Origin of the sequence: Shewanella sp. DC2-4, from assembly GCF_013248875.1 — a bacterium.
Taxonomy (GTDB): domain Bacteria; phylum Pseudomonadota; class Gammaproteobacteria; order Enterobacterales; family Shewanellaceae; genus Shewanella; species Shewanella oncorhynchi.
Map to the genome: position 1 here is coordinate 923,477 of NZ_JABRVR010000002.1, position 23,029 is coordinate 946,505.

Consider the following 23,029-nt stretch of genomic DNA (forward strand, 5'->3'; position numbering starts at 1 on the left):
TAAACTGAGCTTTCAGCGCTTTTAAGCATTAGCAGCGGTTAAATGCCCAGATATCGTTGGCGCAGGTGACGCTCAAGATATTGACCATTTAGGGTTTCGCCCGTTGCTTGGCGTATCAGTTCATCGGTTGTGAGCAAAGATCCCTTAGACCAAATGTGTTCACTCAGCCATTGGAATACCGAGTTCAACTTGCCTGTATCGATTAGGGTTTCAATTGGCCCTAAGGCTTTTTCCATCGCAAAACGGCATTGGGCGGCATACATGGCGCCTAAGGTGTAACTTGGGAAATACCCTAGTTCACCAACGGCCCAATGAATATCCTGCATGCAACCGTCTAGGTAGTTGCCATCGGTATTAATCCCCAGTAGTTGTTGCATCTGCGTCGACCAAAAATCAGGCAAATCCTCTACGGTTAAGCTGCCGTCGATAAAGGCTTTTTCTGCCTCAAAGCGCAGTAAAATGTGGCAAGGATAGGTGACTTCATCGGCATCGACGCGGATCAGTCCGGGCGCTACGCGGGTGTAATGCTGTGCTAATTCTTGGGCGCTAAAATGACAATGAAGATGTTGCGCAATTTTAGGCTGCAATTGGCGTAAAAATGCCGGATTTGCCCCGAGTTGCATTTCGCAGAATAGACTCTGGCTCTCGTGGATACCCATAGAACGCGCCAGTCCTGCAGGTTGTCCGCGCCACGCTTGAGGTAAACCTTGCTCGTATCTGGCATGGCCTGTTTCATGAACTATGCCCATGATAGCACTGCTAAAATCAGCCTCATTGTAGCGGGTCGTTATCCGCACATCGCTTGGCACGCCGCCACAGAATGGATGGCTGCTGATATCCAGCCTACCGTGGTTAAAGTCAAACCCCAGAAAATCCATTACGTCTCGGCCAAGGGCTTGCTGCGCGCTAACATCGAAGGGACCATTTAGCGTTAACTTAGGCTCGTTTGCCTGTTTAGCCAGCACTTCTTGGATAAGTGTCGGTAGCCAATCTTTCAGTCCGCCAAAGGTTTGCTCTAGCTTTGCCGAGGTCATTCCCGGCTCAAATTTATTGAGCAGGGCATCATAGGGGGAAATATTCTGGGCTTCGCCGCGGATCTGCGCTTCTTCCTTAGCAAGTGCAATTACGGCTTTAAGGTTTGGTTTAAAGCCTTGCCAGTCATTATTTTTACGTTGTTCACGCCACGCATTCTCACATTGATAGGCCATTTTAGTTTTGGCTTGCACGAGATCGCCGGGCACTAAATTTGCCTGTTGATATTGGTACTGCATTTCCCGCAGGTTGGCTTGTTGTTCCGTTGTGAGAGATTCGTCCGTCGCGCCGTGTAAGTGTTCGGCTAAGACGGTTGAGGTTTTGAGTGTGTGGATATGTCGCGCCAGTTCAGCCATTGCATCGCCGCGATCGCTATTACCGCCCATAGGCATCATAGCTGCTTGATCCCAGTCACCTAGAGCGCTGAAATGTTCAAAGTGAGAAATTTTTTGAAAATGTGCTGTCAGTTTATCGTAACTTGGTGTTGGTACTTTGCTCTTGGGTGAGTCCATGGAATTTCCCTTCTGGCGCATCAAATCCTGCGCGAATAAATAACAATAACAGGATGATCATACAATGACGTCAACAGTATACTCAAACAACCTGAAGATGCAGGACTCAGTGGGCTGATATTAACGCTATAGTAACGCACTTGAGGCAAGGCCATTTATTGCTCTTGAATAAATGGCATCCACGCCATATATGGCGATTACGGCTATTTGCAGCTCTCGCGGGCTAAGCTAAAAAGGGAGTTGTAGTGTTAAAGTGGTTTTCGATAGGGTACTCGTAGCGAAGATGGCCACGCGATTTTGGCGCAGCAGAGCATAGTCAAAATCTGTTTTAGGGACAATTTTTAGTTTGGAAATTGTGCTTGCCTTGCTATTCTGTTGTGGTTAAGTCGATAATTACAGTGAAATAAATGGAATGCTGTATTGTTCAAGGAGATGACTATGTGGGCGTTTTTAGTTGAACAGCCTAATTTACCTTACACCATAGCTTTTGCCTGCGTACTGGCCCTTGGTGTGTTTGAAGTCTTCGCATTATTCATAGGTTTAAGCATGTTAAGTGCGTTAGACCAATGGGTACCTGCTGATGTGGAATATGATGCTGATGTGGGTGCGGGTGGACTCACGGGCATTGCCGGTTGGCTGTGTCTAAATAGACTCCCATTACTTATTTGGTTTGTGCTTGCGCTGACCAGTTTTGCGATTGCGGGTTATATCGTCAATTTTATCAGTGTTAGTGTTGCCGATTTTTTACTGCCGCAACTGTTCACTTTACCCATTGCTATTGTCGCCAGTGCATTTTCTTGCCGTTATTTTGGTCGAGTGCTTGCAGATCATTTGCCTAAAAATGAATCGAGTGCGATCTCGCTAGATGATCTTAGCGGCTATGTCGGCACTATCACCTTAGGTTGCGCAATTAAAGGCATGCCCTCTGAAGCTGTCGTTCGCGATAAACATCAACAAAAACATTACGTTTTAGTCGAGCCCGAAACTTCGGATATCGAGTTTGCCTCAGGCACTCAAGTCGTGCTGCTTAAGCGAGAAGGCCGCGTCTGGTCTGCTACGCGTTTTGATAATTAATCTTCCCAAGCCATAAATCAATTGAAAGGAAATCAAATGGATGTGTTAACAAACATAGGTTCATCCGGTAGTTTTATTTTGCTCGTTGCGGGTATGGTGCTACTCGGCCTCATTGTGATCGGGTTAATTTTCGCCAAGTTATATAAACGTGCAACCAAAGAAATGGCCTTTGTGCGTACCGGCTTTGGTGGTGAGAAAATCATTAAAGATGGCGGCGCTATTGTGTTGCCTGTATTACATGAAACCATCTCGGTAAACATGAACACTTTGCGTATCGAAGTGGAGAAAACCCAGAAAGATGCGCTGATCACTAAGGACAGAATGCGTGTCGATGTGAAGGCCGATTTCTACTTGCGTGTAGCCCCACATTCCGATGGTATTTCAATGGCAGCACAAACCTTAGGCACGCGTACAAACCGCGTTGAAGAGCTTAAAAAGCTGATGGAGTCTAAGTTTGTTGACGTGCTGCGTGCCGTGGCCGCCGAAATGACCATGACAGAAATGCATGAGCAGCGTGCCGATTTTGTGCAACGGGTGCAAAATAACGTCGCCAACGATCTGGAGAAAAACGGTCTCGAACTCGAATCGGTTTCATTAACGGGTTTCGATCAAACTGATTTGCAGTTTTTTAATGAAAACAACGCATTTGACGCCGAAGGTCGTGCGCGTCTGGCGAAGATTATCGAAGAGAAGCGCAAGGAAACCAACGATATTCAGCAGGAAAACCGCATTAAGATCGAGCAGCGTAACCTCGAAGCTGAAAAGGAATCCCTAGAGATTGAAAAGTCGGAAGAAGAAGCGCGCCTGATCCAGCAACAGTCGTTAGAATTTAAACGCGCCGATCAAAAAGCGGAGATTATTAAGCAGAAAGAAAACAAGGCTCGTGAAGAACGCGAAGCCGAGATTGCCAAAGAGCGCGCCATTGAAACCGCTGAAATCGAAAAGACCAAAGATATCGAAACCCGTGAGATTGAAAAGTATAAGTCGATTGAGCAATCGCGCATTCAACAGCAAAGGGATATCGAAGTTTCTGAGCAGGAAAAACGCATTGCGGTAGCGGCCAAATCTGAAGAAGAATCAGCAGCTCGTGCCCGTGCAGCTGAAGCCGAAAAACTGAAAGTTGAAAAAGAAGAAGCGGTAATCACAGCGCGCCAAGTGGCAGAAGCTAATCGTCGCAAAGAGATTGAAGTGATTGATGCCCGTAAGGAAGCTGAGCGTGATGCAGTCGGCGTAACAGTGCAGGCCGAAGCTGAGAAACGTGCCGCTGAAGACAGATCGAGTGCGATTCTGATTGAAGCGCGCGCCAGTGCCGATGCGAAAAAACTGCAGGCCGAAGCGGATGAAAAAGTGTATGCCGTTGAAGCAGCAGGTAAACAAGCGCTTTACGAAGCTGAAAACGTCTTGAGTGATGAGCAGATTGCCCTGCAAAAATCCCTCGCCATTTTGAAGGCCTTGCCTGAAATTGTGGCCCAAGCCGTTAAGCCGTTAGAAAACATTGAAGGTATTAAGATTCTTCAAGGTTATGGTGCAGGTCATCAATTTGCTGCGGGTGGCGAAGGTGCTCACCATCAAGGTGGCATCGCAGAGCAAGTGACCAGTGCAGCGTTAAACTATCGCGCCAATGCGCCTGTTATCGATGCCATGCTCAGGGAGTTAGGGTTAGTGAATGGCGACTCTGGAACTTTGAATGATTTATTGAACGGCAATAACACCTTAACCGCCGAAGCCTTAAGTGGTGTGACCTTGTCGAACTCTAGACCTAAGGACTATAGCCAAACGCAGGTAGTAGAGAGCCAAAGTGTGCTCAAGCCTTAATCTCAACGACATTAAACTAAGTCAAATCAAGTAAAGCGCTCGCCGTTGCTCTTTTGAGCCTTGTGCGGACAAAAGATTGATAAATAGGACGAATGAAATAAAACCGCTCACCATTATGGTGAGCGGTTTTTTTTTGGCATTAAATCAAATCTAACGGCTTATTTGTGTACCTTGTCGACCCCCGATGAGCGACCTTCGGCATGACAGGTTGCGCATGACTCCTGTCCTGATTGGTAAATTCGACCACCGCTGGCATCGCTTTGGTAAACCCCGCCAAAGCTACGTGCATGGACGACTAAACTATCGATAAGCGTGTGACATGCCGTGCAGGTTGCTAAGGTTGGTGAGTACTCGGCAATTTGCCCTATGTTGGCTGCATCGGGTGTCGCAACTAACAGGGATTGTTGTGCACTTAGCCCCTCGAGACTGAGCTGTCCTGCGCTATGGCAAACACTACAGTTATTTTTTGCATTAGGGTAAGTGAGTTCGGGACGTGGGTTATCAAAACCCACTACAGTGCGGGTTCCCGCATGCAGTGAATGCACCATTTCCCTGTAGCTCAAAGTATTGTTGATGGTGCGATAGGGCTTGATTTGGCTGGCCCCAGGAGTATGCATCACATTGGCATTGAGATACATAATCGCATCATTACTGTGGCAACTTTGACATTGCCCATCGGTCAGTGCGGTTGCTGTTTGCGGTGCATGACAGGTGCCACAGCTGCTATTGGGTTCAAAAATTCCTTTCATTTGATGCGCTGACAGAACTCTATCTTCTAATCCTTGATCATGACATTGGCGACAGGCCTGTTCATCGACCTTAGCTTTTGCCGTAACAGCTTGACCTTGCAGGCTTAGCGAATTAATGGCACTGAGACTCACCTCTTGATTTGCGATATTACAGTTAACGGCAAAGCCGGTATTTTTATCGGCACAGAGCACCAGTTTACTGTAGAGTTTTGACTGACTCAGATCGCCAAAATCGGCAGCCGACAGGTTAGATATAGTGACTGTTAGCTGATTGGGCGCGGTAATTTTTAAGGCGACGTCGCTCCTGTTTGCTAATAAATCCCACACTTTACGCTGGCCGTTATTGATTGGCATGTTCGCGCTATTTGTTTCACCTGTGGCAATCAACCAGAAGGATTTTATCATAGGTTGACTGGCGGGCAGTTGCTCCATTTGCTGCACTTGCAATGTCACCGCAAGGGTCTTAGCTTCAACGCTTAGCTGCGAACTCAGTAACTTAACTTGGTAATCGCTCACCAGCTTAGTGGCTGTTTTCACAGCGGCATTGTGGAAAAGCCCGACACCTTCAGGATTAGTGCTATCAGGGTGGCAGCCGCTACAACCCAGTGCCCATGGGGTGGCAAAAATTTCCCTGTTGTGGAATAAACCCGCTACAGTACCATTCCAATCTGCGGGGATTTGCGCTTTGTGACAGTCAAGACACGCGGTTTTACTGGGGATATTACTATTGCCACTTTGCGCCGTTGCGCCGGGAATATGGCATTGCTGACATTGGGCCATATCACCGGGAAAGGTCACATTGGCGTAGTCATATAGCTGTCCCTTGTAACCTACAATTTGATATTTGGCTTGGTGGATCTGGTGTGTCAATGTCGCCATATCAAGGCTATTACCCGTTTCAGGATCGCCAGAGTAAGTCGTGTGACAGACAACGCAGCCCTCAAAGGCAAAACGTTTATTGCCGTGCATCAAAAGGCGAGTGTCGGTATTGGCTAAGTCTGGGTTATGGCATCGAAAACAGGCTTGTTCTGGCGCGATCACTTTACGGCCCATATCCGCCGCGACTGTCTGTCCTGTGGCGGGCACAAAATCGTACACGCTGTTGATCAACTGAGTGTCGATTGGGCTATTTGCGAACGGTTTTAACTCTAGGTAAATTCTGTGGGTGAGCTCAGGCGAGTACTGGGTATCTATCCCCGTAAATTGTGAGTAACCCGTGAGTGGTTTACTCAAAGTGTAACGGTATTGGCCCGCGCCTAAGGAGGTTAGACACGCCGTTTTACAGTTGCTTTCAATGCCTGCTTGCCACTGAGTCTGTGCATTCGCTTGGGCATTTGTTGCAGGTTCTACTTGATTATTGATGTAACTGGTCCATTGCAACGCAGCATCTGTCGCGCTTGCTGCAGAGTTAGTGACTTCTGTGCCAGTTGTTGCCATAGCATTCGCCGCGGCTTGGGTGATTTGATAGTGCTCCTGCGGCGGTGCTAATTTGGCAATACCGACACCTAAGGTATCTAGCTCCTTCAGGTTTTCTAGCCCTGTGACCGCAATACCATTGGCATTGCTGAGGAAGAAATCGACCTGCACATGAGTTTGTGCATCGATAACCACATTTTCTATTGTCGCTTTGAGTGTATCCGCTTGTTCAATGCTGATACTCACAATCCCTGGTGGACCTTCTTTCCCATCGTCACCATCGGAACAGGCTGTCATCAGACAGACTGCGACTGCCATTGGCGTAAAGATTTTCCATTGAGAACGGGTATTCGTTTTCATCATTTTCCATTCCTTTTTAATTAGATTCTGTCGGGACTCTAATCGGAATGTATGCGGTATAGATATTAACTTAGTTATGAGTTGAGTTGCACTTAATTAACCAAATTTAAAAGTTATTTGTTAATTATATCAAGGTAATTTGAAGTGAGGCATTATTTAAATTTTCTAGATGTTGAATTGTTAATTCTTGAAAACGTTACTCTGATGCATGTCGTGTAACTTGATCTAATAATGCCCCAATATGGGTAATTGTGACGCAGGTTAAAAATCAAAGACATAATTACTTTAGCATAAATTGTCGGGAATCAAAGTGTATGCATATTTTAATTATATTGCTTTGACTAATAAAGGATCAAATATGATTACCAGAAGAGGAATGCTTAAAGGCGGTATGGGCGTTGCTGTCGGTACAGTTTATAGCGGAACATTAATAAGTTTTCTGACCGGTTGTGGCAGTGACAGTAATAGCCAAGAGATAGTAGAAGTCATGCCTGGTGGACTCATGGTGGTGAACCCTACGGTTTGTGTTAGCTGCAGACGCTGTGAAATTGCCTGTGGTTGGAACCATGAAGGGGATAGCAGTCCGACACTTGCCCGCGTCAAAGTAGAAAGAAATATGAACTATGGCCCACATGGTGTGCAATTTGACTATGAAATACAACGAGGAGAATGCGGCGATAAAACCGTTGTTCCTTCCACTTGTCGCCACTGCGAAGTCTGCACTGAAGTTTGTCCACAGCAAGCTATTTCAACGAACGAACAAACTGGCGCCAAAGTGATTGATGAAGAACGTTGTGTCGGATGTGGTTATTGTGCAGATAAGTGTCCTCAGCAAGTCATTAAAGTTGTTCGCAGTAAAATGAAAGCCGTCAAATGTGATTTATGTAACGGTAAACCTGCCTGCGCGCAAGTTTGTCCTACAGGTGCAATTAAATTTTATAACTGGGAAGAGGCTGAAGCTGCATTAGAACAATACGAAAAATATACCGGCTTAGTTTCTTAAATTCAGGAGAAATAATATGAGTGATAAAATAGGTGGTTGGGCGGGTAAAGTCCTCAGAGTTAATTTAACAACTAATCATATATGGTATGAGCCAATCAATAAATATTATGACTATATCGGTGGTATGGGGATTGGTTATAAAATATTGTGGGATGATCATAAGGATAATATTACAGCAATCGACCCAGATAATATTATTGTCTTTTCTGCCGGACCATTAACGGGTTCAGGCGTTATTTGTACTGGACGAACAACCATTACTTCCCGTAGTCCCGTAATTGAAAAACATCTGATTGCCGATGGTCACTTTGGTGGGCATTTTTCACCCGCAATGAAATTTGCGGGCTTCGATGCGATTGCGATAGAAGGCAAAGCGAGCAGTCCTGTGTGGCTTAAAATTGTGGATGATAAGGTCACGATTGAACCTGCCGATGCCCTATGGGGTAAAGGTATATTTGATACCCACGCTATGATCGCGCAAATGATGGGACCCAATGCACAAGTGGCGGCCATTGGCCAAGCGGGTGAAAACCAAGTGCCTCTTTCTGTCATTATGACTCAGGGCGGGCACTCAGCAGGTGGTCATGGCTCGGTAATGGGGTCAAAAAATTGTAAAGGGATCGGCATTATCGGCACTGGCGCCGTTAAAATCGCCGCCAATAATGAAAAGATGCGTGCCTTAGATGACCATATTTTAGGTATTATCGGTGCCAACAATAATGGTGTCGTTCCTTCAACGCCGCAATCTTGGGCTGAGTACTCAGCCCCCATCAGCCGCTGGAAATCTCGGCCCGGTTTGAAGTGGGGCGCTGCCGATCAAGAAATCGATTTAGGCGAAGTGCCATGGAATGAACGCAATCGTATTGGGTTTCGAACTTCGATGGCAGAAAGCTACATTGGTGTGGAATATGCCAATAAGTGGATGAAGCGTACGGGAGGCTGTCATTCATGCCCAATACGTTGCTTCTGCGAGCTAAAAGTCCCTGAATTGAAAAGCAAATACGGTCGTAAAACCGAACATATATCTAACGTCTGTATGGGATTCCTCGTACCACAGTATTTAATGGGCACCAAAAATGGTACAGAAGCACATGCGATGGCGGGCGCTTTAGGGGCTCATATTCTCGATGACTATGGTATTTGGTGTAACTATGGCTCCATTTCTCATCTATTTAAATTCCTAAAAACAAAGGATATGTTTAAGCATTTATTACCTGAAGATGAATTTAACAGCATTCCTTGGGCGCTCTGGGATAACCAAGATCCCGCTTTCTTACTTGATTTTTATCGCCGAGTGGCGTTTAAAGAAGGTGAAATTTCCCATATGGCCGACGGCTTATATGATTTGATCAAGCGTTGGGGGTTAGATGGAACCAATCCCAAGTTAGGTAATTGGGATATTCACAAAGAAAGTGCAACTAAGGTATTCAACAAGAAAACCAATGCTGCCGTGCACCATGCCAGTGAAACCGCGGGTCAGGTGGGTACGTTAATCAACGTCGTCTTTAACCGTGATGCTCAGTGTCATTCCCACATCAACATAGTTAACAGTGGGTTGCCACATGATATGACAGTGGCGATTGCCGAGAAAAAATGGGGTGAAGGTGCATTCGATAAGGTGAATTGGTATACCCCAATCAATGCGGCTAAGATCCGTTTTGCAAAATGGTCGCTGGTGAAAAACGTATTACATGACTCTCTGACACTGTGTAATTGGATGTTCCCACTGCTGGCATCACCGGATAAAAATCGCAACTATGAAGGCGATAGCACCATTGAATCGCAGATGTTCAGTTTAGTGACTGGGATTGAAACCACAGAAACTGAATTGGACTTTAAGGCGGAAAGAGTGCTGCATTTACACCGTGCCTTAACCGTATTGCAAATGAATGAAAGCAATATGCGCGAAGAGCATGATGTGCTCAGTGACTGGGTTTATGATTTGAATCCAGATAAAAACTTCGGTCAAGAGGGCACCATCAAGATGGACCGCGCTGACATGCAAACGGCGCTGGACATGTTCTATGAAGCCTTTGGTTGGGATATTCAAACCGGTGCGCCAACTCGGGCCACGCTCGACAAGTTTAGCCTAGGTTTTGTTGCCGATAGATTGGCGGCTAGAGGCCTGTTACCCAGTTGAACACTATAGTTGGACACTATGATTGAACTTGTCGGTTATATCAGGGTATTTAGCCAACACGGACGCTTAGTCACGGCGGAGCAAATCGCCGCCGTGGCAGGGCTCGAGTGGGATAGTGAGCAAACGGTTAACAGTTATATTCGCCTAATCCTCAATGAGGCTTACAAGGATGTGCAGATGCGTTTGTCGGATAAGCGGTATTTCTTCTATTCCGACAGAAGCATAGTTGAACGTTACGCTGAGCAATGGTTAGCATTGGAGCGGGGTGAAGCGTTTGAGGCGATTATTACCCAGATCCGTCGCAATAGTTGCCGCCATACTGAGGTCTATCTGGAGAGTGTACTGACGTTTGCCCCCTATCTTTATGATGAGCCTACATTAGCCAATGTGCGTGAGCAATTACCGCAACAGCTTGGGGCTGAGGATATCCATTATGCAGTGGACAATCAGGGGAAAGGTTATTACTACTCGACTCTGGGATTGAGTCACAGTTATGCGGCCGTCCTCGCTAATTATGATCCTTGTGAATGGTCAAACTGAGATTCTGCGACCTCATTGATATTGATTAAGCGCCTTCGGGCGCTTTTTTATCGCAAATATCTCATATAGCTAGCGTGAAATTAGCTTGCCAGCGTTTGAGTGTACTTTTTGATGATTTCGTCAATTTTACCATTGGCCTTCAGTGTCGCTATGGCTTGATTGATGGCAGGAAGCAAATCGGCATGTTCTTTTCGCAACCTAAACACTAAGTCACCATCAGAATGCACTGCCGCCAGTGCGACAGGGATCCGCAACTGAGTCGACCAATACAAGGCTGGGTAATTACCAGCAATAACGGCATTGACTCTGTGTTTATCTAAGGCTTTGATCAGCTCCTGCTCTGAGGTAAAGTCTGCGCGGATAAAATCTTTATCGTCGTGATATAAATAACCGCGCACTGTACCTATTTCTTGGCCTTTTATCTGGCTGATATCTTTATATTTACTGACATTCTCTGGTAATGTGACTACATATTCAGTGATTTGCATTATGGGGGCCGATTTGACAAACAGCGGCCCTAAATCCTGCTTTTCAAACCAACTGGGGCTGACGATATCAAAGTCGAGTTGACCGGTTTCTAGTGCATTATTGGTGCGCTTTGGCGGCAGGGCGAGGATTTCACCTTGGATTGCAGCCATAGATAAAATGATCGGAATAAGCTCAGTGATCATCCCCGGCGCCTCGGCTTGATCACCGATAAAATACGGATACCAAGAATAGGAGCCAGTGATATTGTATTTGAGCTGTTCCGCAAAGGCGTACTGTTGAGTCAAGTAAAGGGTGAACAAGGCAAATCGAACTAAGTGTTTATACTGCAAACATCGCTTAACCATATTGCTTTTATCCTTGTTATCTCTGCTTTAGCTAAGACCTATCCGATGGTCATTCTATCTAAACTGTGTGAATGAATTGTTTATTGGATCACAATCAGTCACATCCGCCATATTTAAGCTATTTTCTGCTTTTCGCTATTACACCTTAAGCCAATAGCTGACACAAAGCTGGCTGCTGATTATTAGGGAAAATTTGATAGGTTTTATGGTGCTTAATCAAACTGGTTTTCTTGTTGCCTTGGCTGAGCAATAACCCATGGGACAGGGCGATACGCGTTAGTGTCTGTTCATCGGCGCGGACATATAAGTTGATTGGCTTGATCAGCTGATTGTCTTTAATATGTTGATTAAATTCTTTGGCATCAATCACTAAGCTAGATTGACCATCACCATCGAGTTTCAGCTTGGCACTGATTTCAGTGTCAGTAAAGACTAACCAATCGGCTTGTTTTAAGGTCTCAATCATGGCATTTAATGCCGTGCCTAAAGCGGGCTCCGATGTCTCAACTGATTGATATTGATACACTATCCTTTCTAGTAAACGCTTGAGTTCGGCGCCCGCACCTTGGCTGCGAGCCAAACGTATCCAAGCCGTGAGATCGTCGGCTACCAATTTAGAAAAGCGTTTTTCCTTTAAGGACTCGACCATCCAATTACACAAAAAATGACTTTCCTGCGCAGAGGTGCGCTGGGCTTTCTTGGTCTGTGCTGAAGCGGTTAAATCGGCAAGACCCGCAAGGGCGAGTTCGAGCACAGCTTGGTTATAGGTTTGAGAATTCATTATGACTCCGCCGCGGGCTGAAGTGATGTTATCTATTTGAACTTGGACGATATTGATTGCGGCGGAGCTAGTTTAGCAAAGCGGTCGTTAAACCGATATTTATTCTTGCGATCCCACCAAACTCGCGGCGGTTAAAATCAGCTTTGGCGCGGGCCTCACTTTGTAGTTAGGGTTGATATATTGAAAATGAATTAATCCCTTGTCGTCGCTGATATAAATGGCGGGTACAGGTAAGACTAAACGTTTGGCACCTTCTGGGGTGATCCATAAAGGATTCTCGAGCTTAAGGCGTGCGGTATAGGTTTCAGTCACCTTTTCGCTAGTGTAAAAAGCTAAACCAAAGGCTTGGGATGCCAGCATTTTTTCATCGGAAAGCAGCAGATATTTAAGTTCATTTTTTGCCGCCGAAGCCTTAAGTTGAGCTGGCGTATCGGGTGAAATTCCCACTAACTGAAAGCCCATTTTTAATAACTCAGGCTCAATGGCTTTTAGTTGCCCCATTTGATTGTTACAAAATGGGCACCAGCCACCACGGTAAAAGAAGAAAATGGTTGGTTTTTTCTGGGTTAATTCTGCTAAATCGACCGTTTTGTCATTGATATCTTGCAACTTTACCTTAGGGATTTGCTGACCATTAAGTAGCGGACTGATGGAAAATTCATCCTTAGCAATGGGTTGCGCCATAGCCGTTAGACTTGTTAGTAGTAAGATGGTTGTGAAGTAAAACCTGTGTAACATCGAAGCGGTTTGCATATAAAGTCCTTAATTTGGTTTTGTTTTCTTCGTTTTTTAAGTCGTTGTTGTTAATATTTCCCTCGTTTTAGACAAAGAGATATTGCGTAAATCTCTATTTGTTATGTCTAACTTGCTTAAGAGTGGTTCGAGTTAGCACTAAACGGGTATGAGCATTAAAAGAGCGGCAATTGCCGAACATTCTTACAAGCCAATGCAGATGATTGCACCAATGTGATACCAATTGGGTTGGTTGGTGAGGTATTTATAACGGTAACCATTTGGATTTTATCGCGATTACAGCGTAGTGTTGGAGTGGTTAAAACGAGTGAACGACAAGCTGATGGGGCAAGCCTTAATTGATGCCGTGGTAAAACACGATATCATTACCGTAAAACAGTTGGTCAAACAGGGTGTTGATGTCGAATATATCGACTCACAAAATATGACGGCTTTATTGCATTGCTGCCAACTGCAATTACTCGATATTCTCATGTTACTGGTTGAAGCTGGGGCCGATGTCCATCATGCCAATAACTTAGGTCACCTTCCTGTTGAGCTGGCCCATTGGCATGGCGAGTTTCATATAGGGAGTTATACCGCCACGAGTCAAAAAATGGTGAAGTATTTGGAGCGCTATGGTGGCGTTCAACGTGGTCATCGATAAATTGTATTGCACTTCAATATTCAATCACGGGAGCTGTAAATGGATAAGGGATTATTTAAAATATTAAAGAAAATCTATTTTAAAAAGTCTTATATCAAAGACGAAAATGGATATATGCAAAGAATAGATAATGGAGACCAGTTTGATTGCGAGTCTGGGACTACACACTATTCTAATGACGGTTTATCTAATGCAGAAATACTAACACTTGAACAGAGTGGTTATCCTGTTAATCAGATAATCAAATATAGTCATGATGAATGTATTAACTCTTATAAAACGTTGCTTGAGCATCCTCACTTATCGATTGAGAATTTGATTTCGGCATATATATGTGGCTTTTCAAGTTTTCCAAGAGGAAGACAACCCATATTAAGTTATTTGTTCGCTCAAGCGGTTCCCGAACATAAAATGGTCAGCGAAGGGGATGTTTGCCCCGTTTGCTCAATAAGAAGAAATGTTTGGATAGAAAAAGGACATAAAATATTCAGTTGCTATGCCGGGAGTGTATGGAATGAAAGGTGGTGTGGTAATCTTGTTGAATTAGAAGAGTTTACTGCCATTTCACCTTGTACTCCTACACCAGAGGATATCAGTATATTGATATCGTTAATCGATATGATCCGTCAAGCTCCTCAAGATGAAACACCCGGAAAATTAGAACAGCGCATCAAGAAAGCTAAAATTATTCCTAACTATGAGAAGTATAGTTTTCGCGGACAATTAATGGTATTGGCTGAATTGGGAATTATGCCAAATCCGTATGTAAAACCTTTATATGATGGATTCACCTATTTTACCGATATCTGTAGTGTGAAATACCCTGGAAGTACTCGATCGGATATTATGCTTCCTCTCGCGGGGTGGCGAGGCGAAAATAGTATAAATGAAACAAGGCTTCAAGCGTTATTGGGTAACATAATACGGTGAGATAAAGGTTACCAAGGTTATTATTGAGTGAGTATAAAAAAGCGTCCGGTTATGGACGCTTTAAAATCGCTGTTTTATCAATATTAACAAACACTGATAATATCAATCAACGGATAATTACTTAAGTTTTTTGGTCTTGCTCGGTGCTTGACCAACTTTCATTTTTACACGGCGGCCCTGCATGTTTTTCTCAGCAGCAACTTGAGCACCGACGTTGTCGGTTCTTTGTTGCTTTTTGGCAAAACTGCGGCGGGTTTGCAATTGCTTTAATAGCAATTCGCGGCTGCCAACTTCATAACCTGGCACAGTGACGCGGCGAATCTGTTGGCCAATCAATTTTTCGATATCAGCTAACGTGCGCTCTTCTTCGCGGCTCACAAATGAAATGGCTACGCCTGTTTTTCCTGCACGGCCTGTACGACCGATACGGTGTACATAATCTTCTGCGAGGAAAGGTAAGTCATAGTTGACTACGTATTCAAGGCTTGGAATATCCAGACCACGGGCGGCGACTTCGGTGGCAACTAGCACCCGTACATCACCCGCCACAAACTCACGCAGTGCTCGGCGACGACTGCCTTGGCCTTTTTCACCGTGGACCACTTCAGATGGGATACCATCTAAGTTTAATTCTTTGACTAGCGTATCGGCGGCTTCACGGGTCGCAGTAAATACCAACACTTGTTGCCAGTTTTTCTTGCCGATAAGCTCAGAAAGCAGTTCGCGTTTACGGCGTTGTTCAACCGGATAAACTACTTGGCTGACGGTGTCGGCTGTAGTGTTTTGTTTATCAACGCTGATCACTTGCGGTTTAACCATCATGTCGTTGGCGAGTTTTTTCACCGCACTTGAGAAAGTGGCCGAGAACAACAGGTTTTGACGCTTCTTATTTACCGCTTGAAGGATCTTTTGGATATCGGCGCTAAAGCCCATATCGAGCATTCGATCGGCTTCATCTAGCACTAAAAAGTCGACGTTCGACAGGCTTAAGTTACAGGCGGTAAGGTGCTCAAGTAAACGACCAGGGGTGGCAACAATCACATCGGCGCCGCGTTTCAGCTTTTGCGCTTGAGTCTCAATCTTTACGCCACCGTAAATGGTTAATACGCTGAAATTTAAATATTTACAGTAAGCCGTGACGTTGTCAGCCACTTGAGCTGCAAGCTCACGGGTCGGCGTAAGAATTAATACGCGGGCATTCGACTTTAGCGTTTCGCTTGGCTTTTCAACCATCTTTTGCAGGATCGGCAGCGCGAAAGCGGCGGTTTTACCCGTACCAGTTTGGGCACTGGCTAAGACATCTTGGCCGCGGCGGATAGCAGGTATCGCTTGCTGCTGAATAGGCGTCATTTGTTGATAACCGCAATCTGAGATAGCGCGCAAAATCTCGGGGGAAAAACTAAAAGATTCAAATCTCATTTTGGATTCCTATCATTCACTTATTCAAACATTCAAGCGCCACTAGCCTCTTTATCACTCGTCTAAAGGAGAGAGGTGTACCGGCTGGCTCATTCTTCCACACAGATTTTATAAGAAAAATGGCGGGCGCGGAGTATAGCAAAAATTTCGGTTAAAACCTGTACTTTTTAGTGTTTTGGCATTTTATCTGCATCATTTCATCAGGAGGGGATAAAAGGCTTGGCACTGGTTCAGGTGGGCTAGGTCTTATTGATCTATACAAGGGTTGAGTAAAATATGGACTCAACAATATGGATTAAAGCTCGCTACATTAGAAAATACCGCAACCTAGGCTGCGGTATTTTGGATCTTGTACTTATGTTTAACCGAAGGTGCGCCTCAGGCCGAGGGCTTTTTCGGCATTGTGTTTTAGAAGATGGGCTGCATCACCAATCAGATGGGTTGCAGCTAAGTTCTCGGCGCTGGCATGGGTGATGGAGTGAATATTACTGGCGATCTCATTGACCACTTGACGCTGTTGATCGGCTGCCACTGCATTTTGTTGGGCAAAGGTGTGGATATCACTCACTTCTTGGTAAATGGTGTTTACATTGTCGGCGGACAGCTGAATATCGCTGGCACAACGCTCCGCATGTTGACGGCTTTGTTCCATTTCTTTGGCCCATGCGTTGAGCATAGTGAACATCTTATCGACACTCTTAGAAATACTGTTGGTCGATAGCTGGGTTCTGCTCGATAGGGCGCGTACTTCATCGGCGACCACGGCAAACCCACGGCCTTGTTCACCCGCACGGGCAGCTTCAATCGCGGCATTGAGGGCGAGGAGATTAGTTTGCTCGGCAATAGAGTCAATTTCGCCCATCGCATTAGCGACTTGCTCGGCTTCTTTATTTAATTGATGGGCATTGTTGGTGGCATCGGCAACAGACTTTGCCAGTTGCTCCATTTTTTGAGTGTTGGCCTTCATGTTGGCACTGCTTTTAAGGCAGAGAGCATAGGCGGTATTGATGCTGGTAGAGGTGAGATGGGTATTCTGCGCCACTTCTGTGATGGTTGAACTCATTTCTTCCATCGCGCCAGAGAGCTGTTCTAGCTGACTTTTCTCTTGATCTAGGCTGACATAGGTTTGCTCGGTCGCGACCACTAATTGATCGGCAATGGCATGTAATTGATTGGCTTGATCTTGGGTACGCCCAAGTACGCCATTCATTTTGGCCTGTAGCATGATGAGCTGGAAATCGAGGATAGAAGAGGTATCTGCACCCGAGTAAATGTAACGACTGATAGAGTCATATTTGTTTTGCATTTCAATCAGTTTAGCGGGAATACGAAAAGCCTCATCGTAGAAAATGGCGAGGTTTAAACTCATCAGAATCGCCCCTGCGATAATTACGCCCCAGCCCCAAAAGTAGCCAGCGATCAGTAAACCTGTGGAGGCTACAACCGCAGATACGATACGTTTTTGCATTAAACTTAAGGGTTTAGGAATGGATTTGTCTAATTTGAGTCTTTGGTAAATCTCATTAGCTTTCGTGACGTAGGCGGCTTGAGGCTGAATGCGCACCGATTGGTAACCAATAATAGTGCCGTTTTCAAACAAGGGCGAAACAAAGGCATCAACCCAATAGAAGCCACCATTTTTACAGCGGTTCTTGACTATGCCGCGCCAAGATTGGCCCGACTTAAGTTTTCCCCACATTTCTTTAAAGGCGGCGCTCGGCATATCCGGATGGCGCACCATATTGTGTGCACTGCCAATCAATTCTTGATCGCTATAGCCTGAGACTTCGGCAAAACGGGCGTTAACGTAAGTGATGATACCGCGAGTATCAGTGGTGGAAATGAGTTCATCTTGTGGTGTTAAGCAGATTTCTTGATCTGATCTCTGTGTATTAACTATTTTATTCGCTGAGGCGTTACTCTGGCTCATTTAGTGTGTCCATTCAGGGCCGATGTGGTTCATTAGGGTTCAGGGCGCGGTGTTAGGCGCGAATTTTCTTGTGCTGACTCTCATCGGAGTAAGCTTGTTATGTGATAAGAGTATCATTTTTGTGTGGGTATAGGAGAGCGGTTTCTCATGGCTGACTGGTGAAAATCAATCGTTCGTCGTATTTATAAGCTATTGCAATATATAAAGTTTTTAAGTAGCGAGAATGTGGAGTTAAACGAGCGTTTATCCTGTTAAATCGTTAATTCTAGTATTTTGTATAGGGTTATTCTTTTATGTCTTGAGTGGGTATTTGTCATTCATCTTAAATATAAATTATGTTCGATGATATTGGACTAATGTCGTTGATTCGGCTTGATATCGCAGTATTCATGGAGCGCTTTATTGGCCTTAGTCTATTCTTTAATGGGCAACAAAAGATGGTTTATTTTTCCTTGCTTCAGTGGTGTATCTTGATTTTGCTCTTCTAGTTTATTAGCTCACAGCGGGAATGCTACATAAGAGGAACTTCCCATGGCGATATCACTTAGGCGTGGTGTAACTAAATTAGCCACAGCGTCCTTGGGAACAGCGGCGGCACTGCCACATTGGCGACGTTTGATTTTTGAACGTTTATTTGGCTTTCTAGCGATTCTCTGCGTGCCTGTATACATCACTAGTGTGTATTTATGCGTCATCGCCGATCTCTGGTTTATGGTGGTATTTGATACGCTGGCTTATCTGTTTTTACTGCTTTTACTGTATTTTCCTAAGCTTGCTGATAGTACGCGTTTTGGCTGTGGCTGCTTGCTGGGTTATGCAATTGGCATCGGTTTTTTAATTGCGATTGGCCCTTCGGGAGCAGGTTTTTTCTGGTTATTTATTTTCCCGCCGTTAGTCGGTATATTTTTAGGAAATCGAGCCAGCTTATATGCCCAGTGTTTGAATGGGCTAAGTTTGGTATTGATTGGTTTTGCCTATCATTTTAATTGGCTCAATTGGCCTGAAACCCAAGGTTATAGCGTCGGTATTTGGGCCGTTGTGGTGGTCAATTTTATCGTGACCAATGCCATGTTGACGTTAACTATTACTTATTTATTAGGTAAGTTGGCTGACGCACTCGATTCAACCTTAGCATCACGCCAAGCTACCGTATTAGGCTTAGCTAAACTCGCCGAATACAGAGATAACGAAACGGGCGCGCATTTGCTACGTATGCGGCAGTATTCGAAAATGCTCGCGTCGCAGCGACTACTGGCCGCCAATCCTCCTGCAGAATTGAACGAAGATTATATTCAAGACATTAGTTTGTCGGCCATTTTGCACGATATAGGTAAGGTCGGTATTGCCGATGCGATTTTGCTTAAACCGGGTAAACTAACGCCGCAGGAGTTTGAACAAATTAAAGCTCATCCTGTGATCGGGGGACAAGTGCTACGCAGTTTGTTGGAATATGCGCCCCAATGTACTTTTATTCAGATGGGCCGCGATATTGCTTCGGGTCACCATGAAAAGTGGGATGGTAGTGGTTATCCCCTTGGTTTGAAAGGTGAAGATATTCCGCTTTCGGCGAGGATAGTGGCCCTAGTTGATGTTTATGACGCGCTGACTTCTCCCCGATGTTATAAGCGGCCCTTTAGCCACCAAGAGGCTATCGACTTAATTATTGAAGGCAAAGGTCAGCATTTCGACCCTGAATTAGTCGATTGTTTTATTGAAATTCATCAGGACTTTGAAGTGTTGTCTAAAGCATCGCTGGATGATGCTTATCAGCCGATGGCACAACCTACTATGGTTTAGCGACTCATGTTTTTAAATCATGGTTTTGAAATAAGGCGTGGGTTTTAAAACACACTGATAGCGCTAAAAAAACGCCCAATGCTAATTGCCTTGGGCGTTCTATTTTATAGCGCGTAAGTGACTAAAATAACGACTTAAATCGCTATTTATCAGCGGAGTGCTAAATTGCTTTAGTCACTTGAGTTAACCAAGCCAATTCATCCCCTGACATCAACGGAGAAAGTGTATTGAATACTTGCTGATGATAAGCATTAAACCAGTCTATTTCCCCTTGCGTTAACAGGCTCTTATCAATAAGGCGCGCATCCATAGGGATCATAGTCAACGCATCGAATTCATACATTTCACGCTCAGCCCCTTTAAGTGCTTCACAGTGTTGCACTACGACGAGGTTTTCTAAGCGAATGCCAAAACTCTCAGCGCGGTAGTAACCCGGCTCGTTGGAAAGCACCATGCCGGGCATCAATGCGATACCGTTGACATTTTTACCTATGCGCTGCGGACCCTCGTGCACACTTAAAAAATGACCCACACCATGGCCTGTACCGTGTTCGTAATCAAAACCATGTTGCCATAAATATTGGCGGGCGAAAGCGTCGAGCTGCTGACCTGAGGTGCCTTTTGGGAAGCGTGCTTGGTCGAGGGCAATATGACCTTTTAGCACCAGCGTAACCATTTTTTTATGCTCATCGGTCACTTCACCTATCGCAATGGTACGGGTCACATCTGTCGTGCCATCAATATACTGAGCGCCAGAATCCACTAAGTAGATGCTGTCCATTGTCATCATGGCTGGTGTGCCATTGTTGTGATTGTAATGGCACATAGCGGCATTAGGACCGGCAGCTGAAATCGTGTCGAAACTTGGCTCGCGGTAACGCTCATCTTCTAGGCGAAAGCTTTCCAATTTATCCGCAAGGGTGCCTTCATCGTGCATACGATTGGCTGCCACTTCGGCATCGAGCCATGCAAGGAATCGACTCACGGCGACGCCATCGCGGATATGACAGGCACGCATGCCGGCCAGTTCTGCGGCGTTTTTCTGCGCTTTAGGTAAAGCGACAGGATCGATTCCAGCTATCAATTTTGCTCCTGCCTCACGGGCAATGTTTTGTGCCCAAGCGTTTGCAGAATTCGGATCGGCCAGTAGTTTTACGTCCTGCATGCTGGCGAGTGTATCGGCAAGAGATGCCTCGCCCTTAAAGCTTACGCCAGCACCAACATGCTCCTCAATGCCCTCTGGGAGTTTGCTTAAATCGGTGAAAAGCTGCATATCGCCATTGGCGTGGAGCAGGGCACTGCCGAGTACAACGGGCAGGCGCGGTACATCATTGCCGCGAATGTTGAGTAGCCAGCAGAAAGAATCTAAGGCGGCGATTAAGGCGACATCACCACCGGCTTTTTTTACTAATGCACCAATTTCAATGCGTTTTTGCAGGCTGGTTTTACCAGCACTCTCGTTGCTAAACAAAGTGATAGGAGCGTTCGACGGTGCTGGCCGATTCTGCCAATGCAAATCGATGGGGTTTTGTTCAACTGCAACTAATTCGATTTGGGATTTATTTAAGGTTGCTTTGGCATTTTCATACCAAGCTAAGGTGTGTAAGCGCGCATCGAAGCCAACGCGAGACCCCGCTGGTAACGTGTCACATAACCACTCAATTTGTGGTGTATCAGTTAGGCTTTCATAACTGAAAAGTGTGGCATCGACTTGCAAACGAACTTGAACCGTATAGCGGCCATCGGTAAATATTGCGGCTTTATCTTTCAATACGATAGCCATACCCGCCGAACCGGTAAAGTTGGTTGCCCAGTACAAACGTTCGTTATGTGCTGGCACATATTCGCCCAGATATTCGTCGGCACGGGGAATAATAAAAGCATCGAGATTAGCAGATGTTAATTCGTTACGAATAGCACCGAGACGGTTAGCGATTGATTGTGACATAAGGGCTCCAATTAAGACTGGCATGCTATGCGAGTCGGTAGGCGAAGATCGCCTAAGGATGAGTAGGTTTATGTTGATTTGAGTTTTAACCGGCTCGGATTATCGCAAGTCTAGCGCGCTAGATGCAAGGGTAGCGAATAAAGGATTTTGTATACAATCGTGAATTTGTGCAGGTAAGACGCTTGAGGTTATGGGGTTTGTTGTTAATTTATTTATGTGATTTTGAGCATGAAAAGTGAATTAAATAAAAGGTTGGTCATGTTTTAATTAGGACTTGTTCCTTACAAATTAGCAACTTAAGTTTTATTCAATCGCTAACATTTGGACCCTATGCTAACATTTGCCATCTCCACTCGGGGTCAGAGTGGGGCACATGTATCAGTGGAGTAAGCGATGCAAATACTAACAATAGATGTGGGCGGTACTAAAGCCCTGTTCGAACTTCAGCTCGCGGGACATACAGAACAATATAAAATCCCCACAGGTGAAGGTTTTAAAATTGAAGAGTTAAATAATCAAATCGCGGCGTTTGAACGTGATTATGATTTACAGCATTACCAACTAGCGATTGCCGTACCTGGACTGGTACAAAATAATCGTTTGGTTTCTTGTAAATCTTTACCTGGACTCAATGGATTGAGCTTCGATACAGTCAAAACCCAAGGTGAGCTTAAGTTTATCTGCAACGATATCGATGCGGGTATGCAAGCGACTTGTGATGCTAAATATGCCTGTGAGTTATTGGTCATGTGCGGCACTGGGATCGGTATGTCTATTGCCTTTAATGGACAAGTCTTTACGGGAGCGACGGGCGTGGCGGGGGAGTTGGGGCCTTGTCGCGTGATGACAGAATCTGGCGAGTTTAGTTTAGAGCAACTGGCCAGTGGCGATTCAGTGCGCAGCCGCAAAATCTCCACTCAGGATGATTTATATCGCGCTGGCAGTTATCTCGGCATGGGATTAGCGTGGGCGGTTAATTTATTTAATCCCAATCGAATTTGGCTCGCTGGCGGTATGATGAATAGCGCTCCTTACTACAAAGGCTGTCTCGAAAGCTTAAAGCAAATGGCATTAAGCGCGCCCTTAGCTGAGATGAAAATCAATCGTGTCGATGATATGGAGACCTTGGTTTGCCGCGGTTTATCTGTGATGCTCGCAAGGGACTATCCCCGCGCATAAGGATCATAAATACCCCGCGCATAAAGATAATAAATATTGCTCGACTATGGTTTGCGCTATGAATGTTTAGTGATTGAGGTTTAGCTGCATAAGCGACGTAAATTGTGAAATATAAAGCAGGACTTATGATGCCTTTGGCATATCGAGTCCTGTTTTTTTATTCTTAAAGTAT

At 45.2% G+C, this 23,029-nt stretch carries 17 protein-coding genes; 9 read left to right on the top strand and 8 right to left on the bottom strand.

The features are described 5' to 3' along the window. Positions 1–38 precede the first annotated feature (38 nt). Positions 39–1,544, bottom strand: coding sequence for a carboxypeptidase M32 (locus tag HQQ92_RS04740; RefSeq protein ID WP_173243518.1), 1,506 nt, complete (start codon positions 1,542–1,544; stop codon positions 39–41). Between the two features lie 438 nt (positions 1,545–1,982). Here HQQ92_RS04740 and HQQ92_RS04745 point away from each other — a divergent pair, with 438 nt between their 5' ends. Together HQQ92_RS04745 and HQQ92_RS04750 are read left to right on the top strand one after the other, a co-directional pair. Further along, positions 1,983–2,618 carry a YqiJ family protein gene (locus HQQ92_RS04745; RefSeq protein ID WP_173243521.1) on the top strand — a complete coding sequence of 212 codons (636 nt, stop codon included), beginning with the start codon at positions 1,983–1,985 and terminating at the stop codon, positions 2,616–2,618. A gap of 36 nt (positions 2,619–2,654) precedes the next feature. Then, positions 2,655–4,433 (top strand): flotillin family protein, encoded by a 1,779-nt coding sequence (locus HQQ92_RS04750; protein ID WP_173243524.1) that lies wholly within the window; start codon positions 2,655–2,657, stop codon positions 4,431–4,433. Positions 4,434–4,591: 158 nt separating this feature from the next. Here the strand turns inward: HQQ92_RS04750 and HQQ92_RS04755 are convergent, their stop codons facing one another. Then, positions 4,592–6,961: an OmcA/MtrC family decaheme c-type cytochrome gene (locus tag HQQ92_RS04755; RefSeq protein ID WP_173243528.1), complete on the bottom strand. Its 2,370-nt coding sequence runs from the start codon at positions 6,959–6,961 to the stop codon at positions 4,592–4,594. A 355-nt stretch (positions 6,962–7,316) separates the two neighbouring features. On the opposite strand from HQQ92_RS04755, the gene HQQ92_RS04760 reads away from it, so the two are divergent. The 3 genes from HQQ92_RS04760 to HQQ92_RS04770 are packed head-to-tail and all read left to right on the top strand — an operon-like array spanning position 7,317 to position 10,641. After that, a complete protein-coding gene (locus HQQ92_RS04760; protein WP_105251824.1) occupies positions 7,317–7,961 on the top strand; it encodes a 4Fe-4S dicluster domain-containing protein in 645 nt (214 codons plus the stop codon). A gap of 16 nt (positions 7,962–7,977) precedes the next feature. Next, positions 7,978–10,101 carry an aldehyde ferredoxin oxidoreductase gene (locus HQQ92_RS04765; RefSeq protein WP_105251825.1) on the top strand — a complete coding sequence of 708 codons (2,124 nt, stop codon included), beginning with the start codon at positions 7,978–7,980 and terminating at the stop codon, positions 10,099–10,101. An 18-nt stretch (positions 10,102–10,119) separates the two neighbouring features. Then, positions 10,120–10,641: a hypothetical protein gene (locus HQQ92_RS04770; RefSeq protein ID WP_173243531.1), complete on the top strand. Its 522-nt coding sequence runs from the start codon at positions 10,120–10,122 to the stop codon at positions 10,639–10,641. Positions 10,642–10,721: 80 nt separating this feature from the next. On the opposite strand, the gene HQQ92_RS04775 is transcribed toward HQQ92_RS04770, so the two are convergent. The 3 genes from HQQ92_RS04775 to HQQ92_RS04785 form a co-directional block, all read right to left on the bottom strand. Next, positions 10,722–11,474: an ABC transporter substrate-binding protein gene (locus HQQ92_RS04775; RefSeq protein ID WP_173243534.1), complete on the bottom strand. Its 753-nt coding sequence runs from the start codon at positions 11,472–11,474 to the stop codon at positions 10,722–10,724. 145 nt (positions 11,475–11,619) lie between these two features. Continuing rightward, positions 11,620–12,255 carry a DUF2913 family protein gene (locus tag HQQ92_RS04780; protein WP_168822978.1) on the bottom strand — a complete coding sequence of 212 codons (636 nt, stop codon included), beginning with the start codon at positions 12,253–12,255 and terminating at the stop codon, positions 11,620–11,622. 99 nt (positions 12,256–12,354) lie between these two features. Further along, positions 12,355–13,008 (bottom strand): peroxiredoxin-like family protein, encoded by a 654-nt coding sequence (locus tag HQQ92_RS04785; protein WP_251071016.1) that lies wholly within the window; start codon positions 13,006–13,008, stop codon positions 12,355–12,357. Positions 13,009–13,315: 307 nt separating this feature from the next. Between HQQ92_RS04785 and HQQ92_RS04790 the strand changes: the two genes are divergently transcribed. Further along, positions 13,316–13,654 carry an ankyrin repeat domain-containing protein gene (locus tag HQQ92_RS04790; protein ID WP_309247074.1) on the top strand — a complete coding sequence of 113 codons (339 nt, stop codon included), beginning with the start codon at positions 13,316–13,318 and terminating at the stop codon, positions 13,652–13,654. A 39-nt stretch (positions 13,655–13,693) separates the two neighbouring features. After that, positions 13,694–14,584 carry a hypothetical protein gene (locus tag HQQ92_RS04795; protein ID WP_173243536.1) on the top strand — a complete coding sequence of 297 codons (891 nt, stop codon included), beginning with the start codon at positions 13,694–13,696 and terminating at the stop codon, positions 14,582–14,584. Between the two features lie 117 nt (positions 14,585–14,701). Here the strand turns inward: HQQ92_RS04795 and HQQ92_RS04800 are convergent, their stop codons facing one another. Then, complete coding sequence (locus HQQ92_RS04800; RefSeq protein ID WP_173243539.1) at positions 14,702–16,003, bottom strand: DEAD/DEAH box helicase; 1,302 nt, start codon at positions 16,001–16,003, stop codon at positions 14,702–14,704. Positions 16,004–16,364: 361 nt separating this feature from the next. Next, positions 16,365–17,933 carry a methyl-accepting chemotaxis protein gene (locus HQQ92_RS04805; protein WP_173243542.1) on the bottom strand — a complete coding sequence of 523 codons (1,569 nt, stop codon included), beginning with the start codon at positions 17,931–17,933 and terminating at the stop codon, positions 16,365–16,367. A 531-nt stretch (positions 17,934–18,464) separates the two neighbouring features. On the opposite strand from HQQ92_RS04805, the gene HQQ92_RS04810 reads away from it, so the two are divergent. Then, on the top strand, positions 18,465–19,730 hold the full coding sequence (locus HQQ92_RS04810; RefSeq protein ID WP_028761335.1) for an HD-GYP domain-containing protein: 1,266 nt from the start codon (positions 18,465–18,467) through the stop codon (positions 19,728–19,730). A gap of 160 nt (positions 19,731–19,890) precedes the next feature. Here the strand turns inward: HQQ92_RS04810 and HQQ92_RS04815 are convergent, their stop codons facing one another. Further along, positions 19,891–21,678 carry an aminopeptidase P family protein gene (locus HQQ92_RS04815; protein WP_173243546.1) on the bottom strand — a complete coding sequence of 596 codons (1,788 nt, stop codon included), beginning with the start codon at positions 21,676–21,678 and terminating at the stop codon, positions 19,891–19,893. Positions 21,679–22,071: 393 nt separating this feature from the next. Here HQQ92_RS04815 and HQQ92_RS04820 point away from each other — a divergent pair, with 393 nt between their 5' ends. After that, positions 22,072–22,857 (top strand): ROK family protein, encoded by a 786-nt coding sequence (locus tag HQQ92_RS04820; protein WP_028761333.1) that lies wholly within the window; start codon positions 22,072–22,074, stop codon positions 22,855–22,857. The last annotated feature ends 172 nt before the right edge of the window (positions 22,858–23,029 follow it).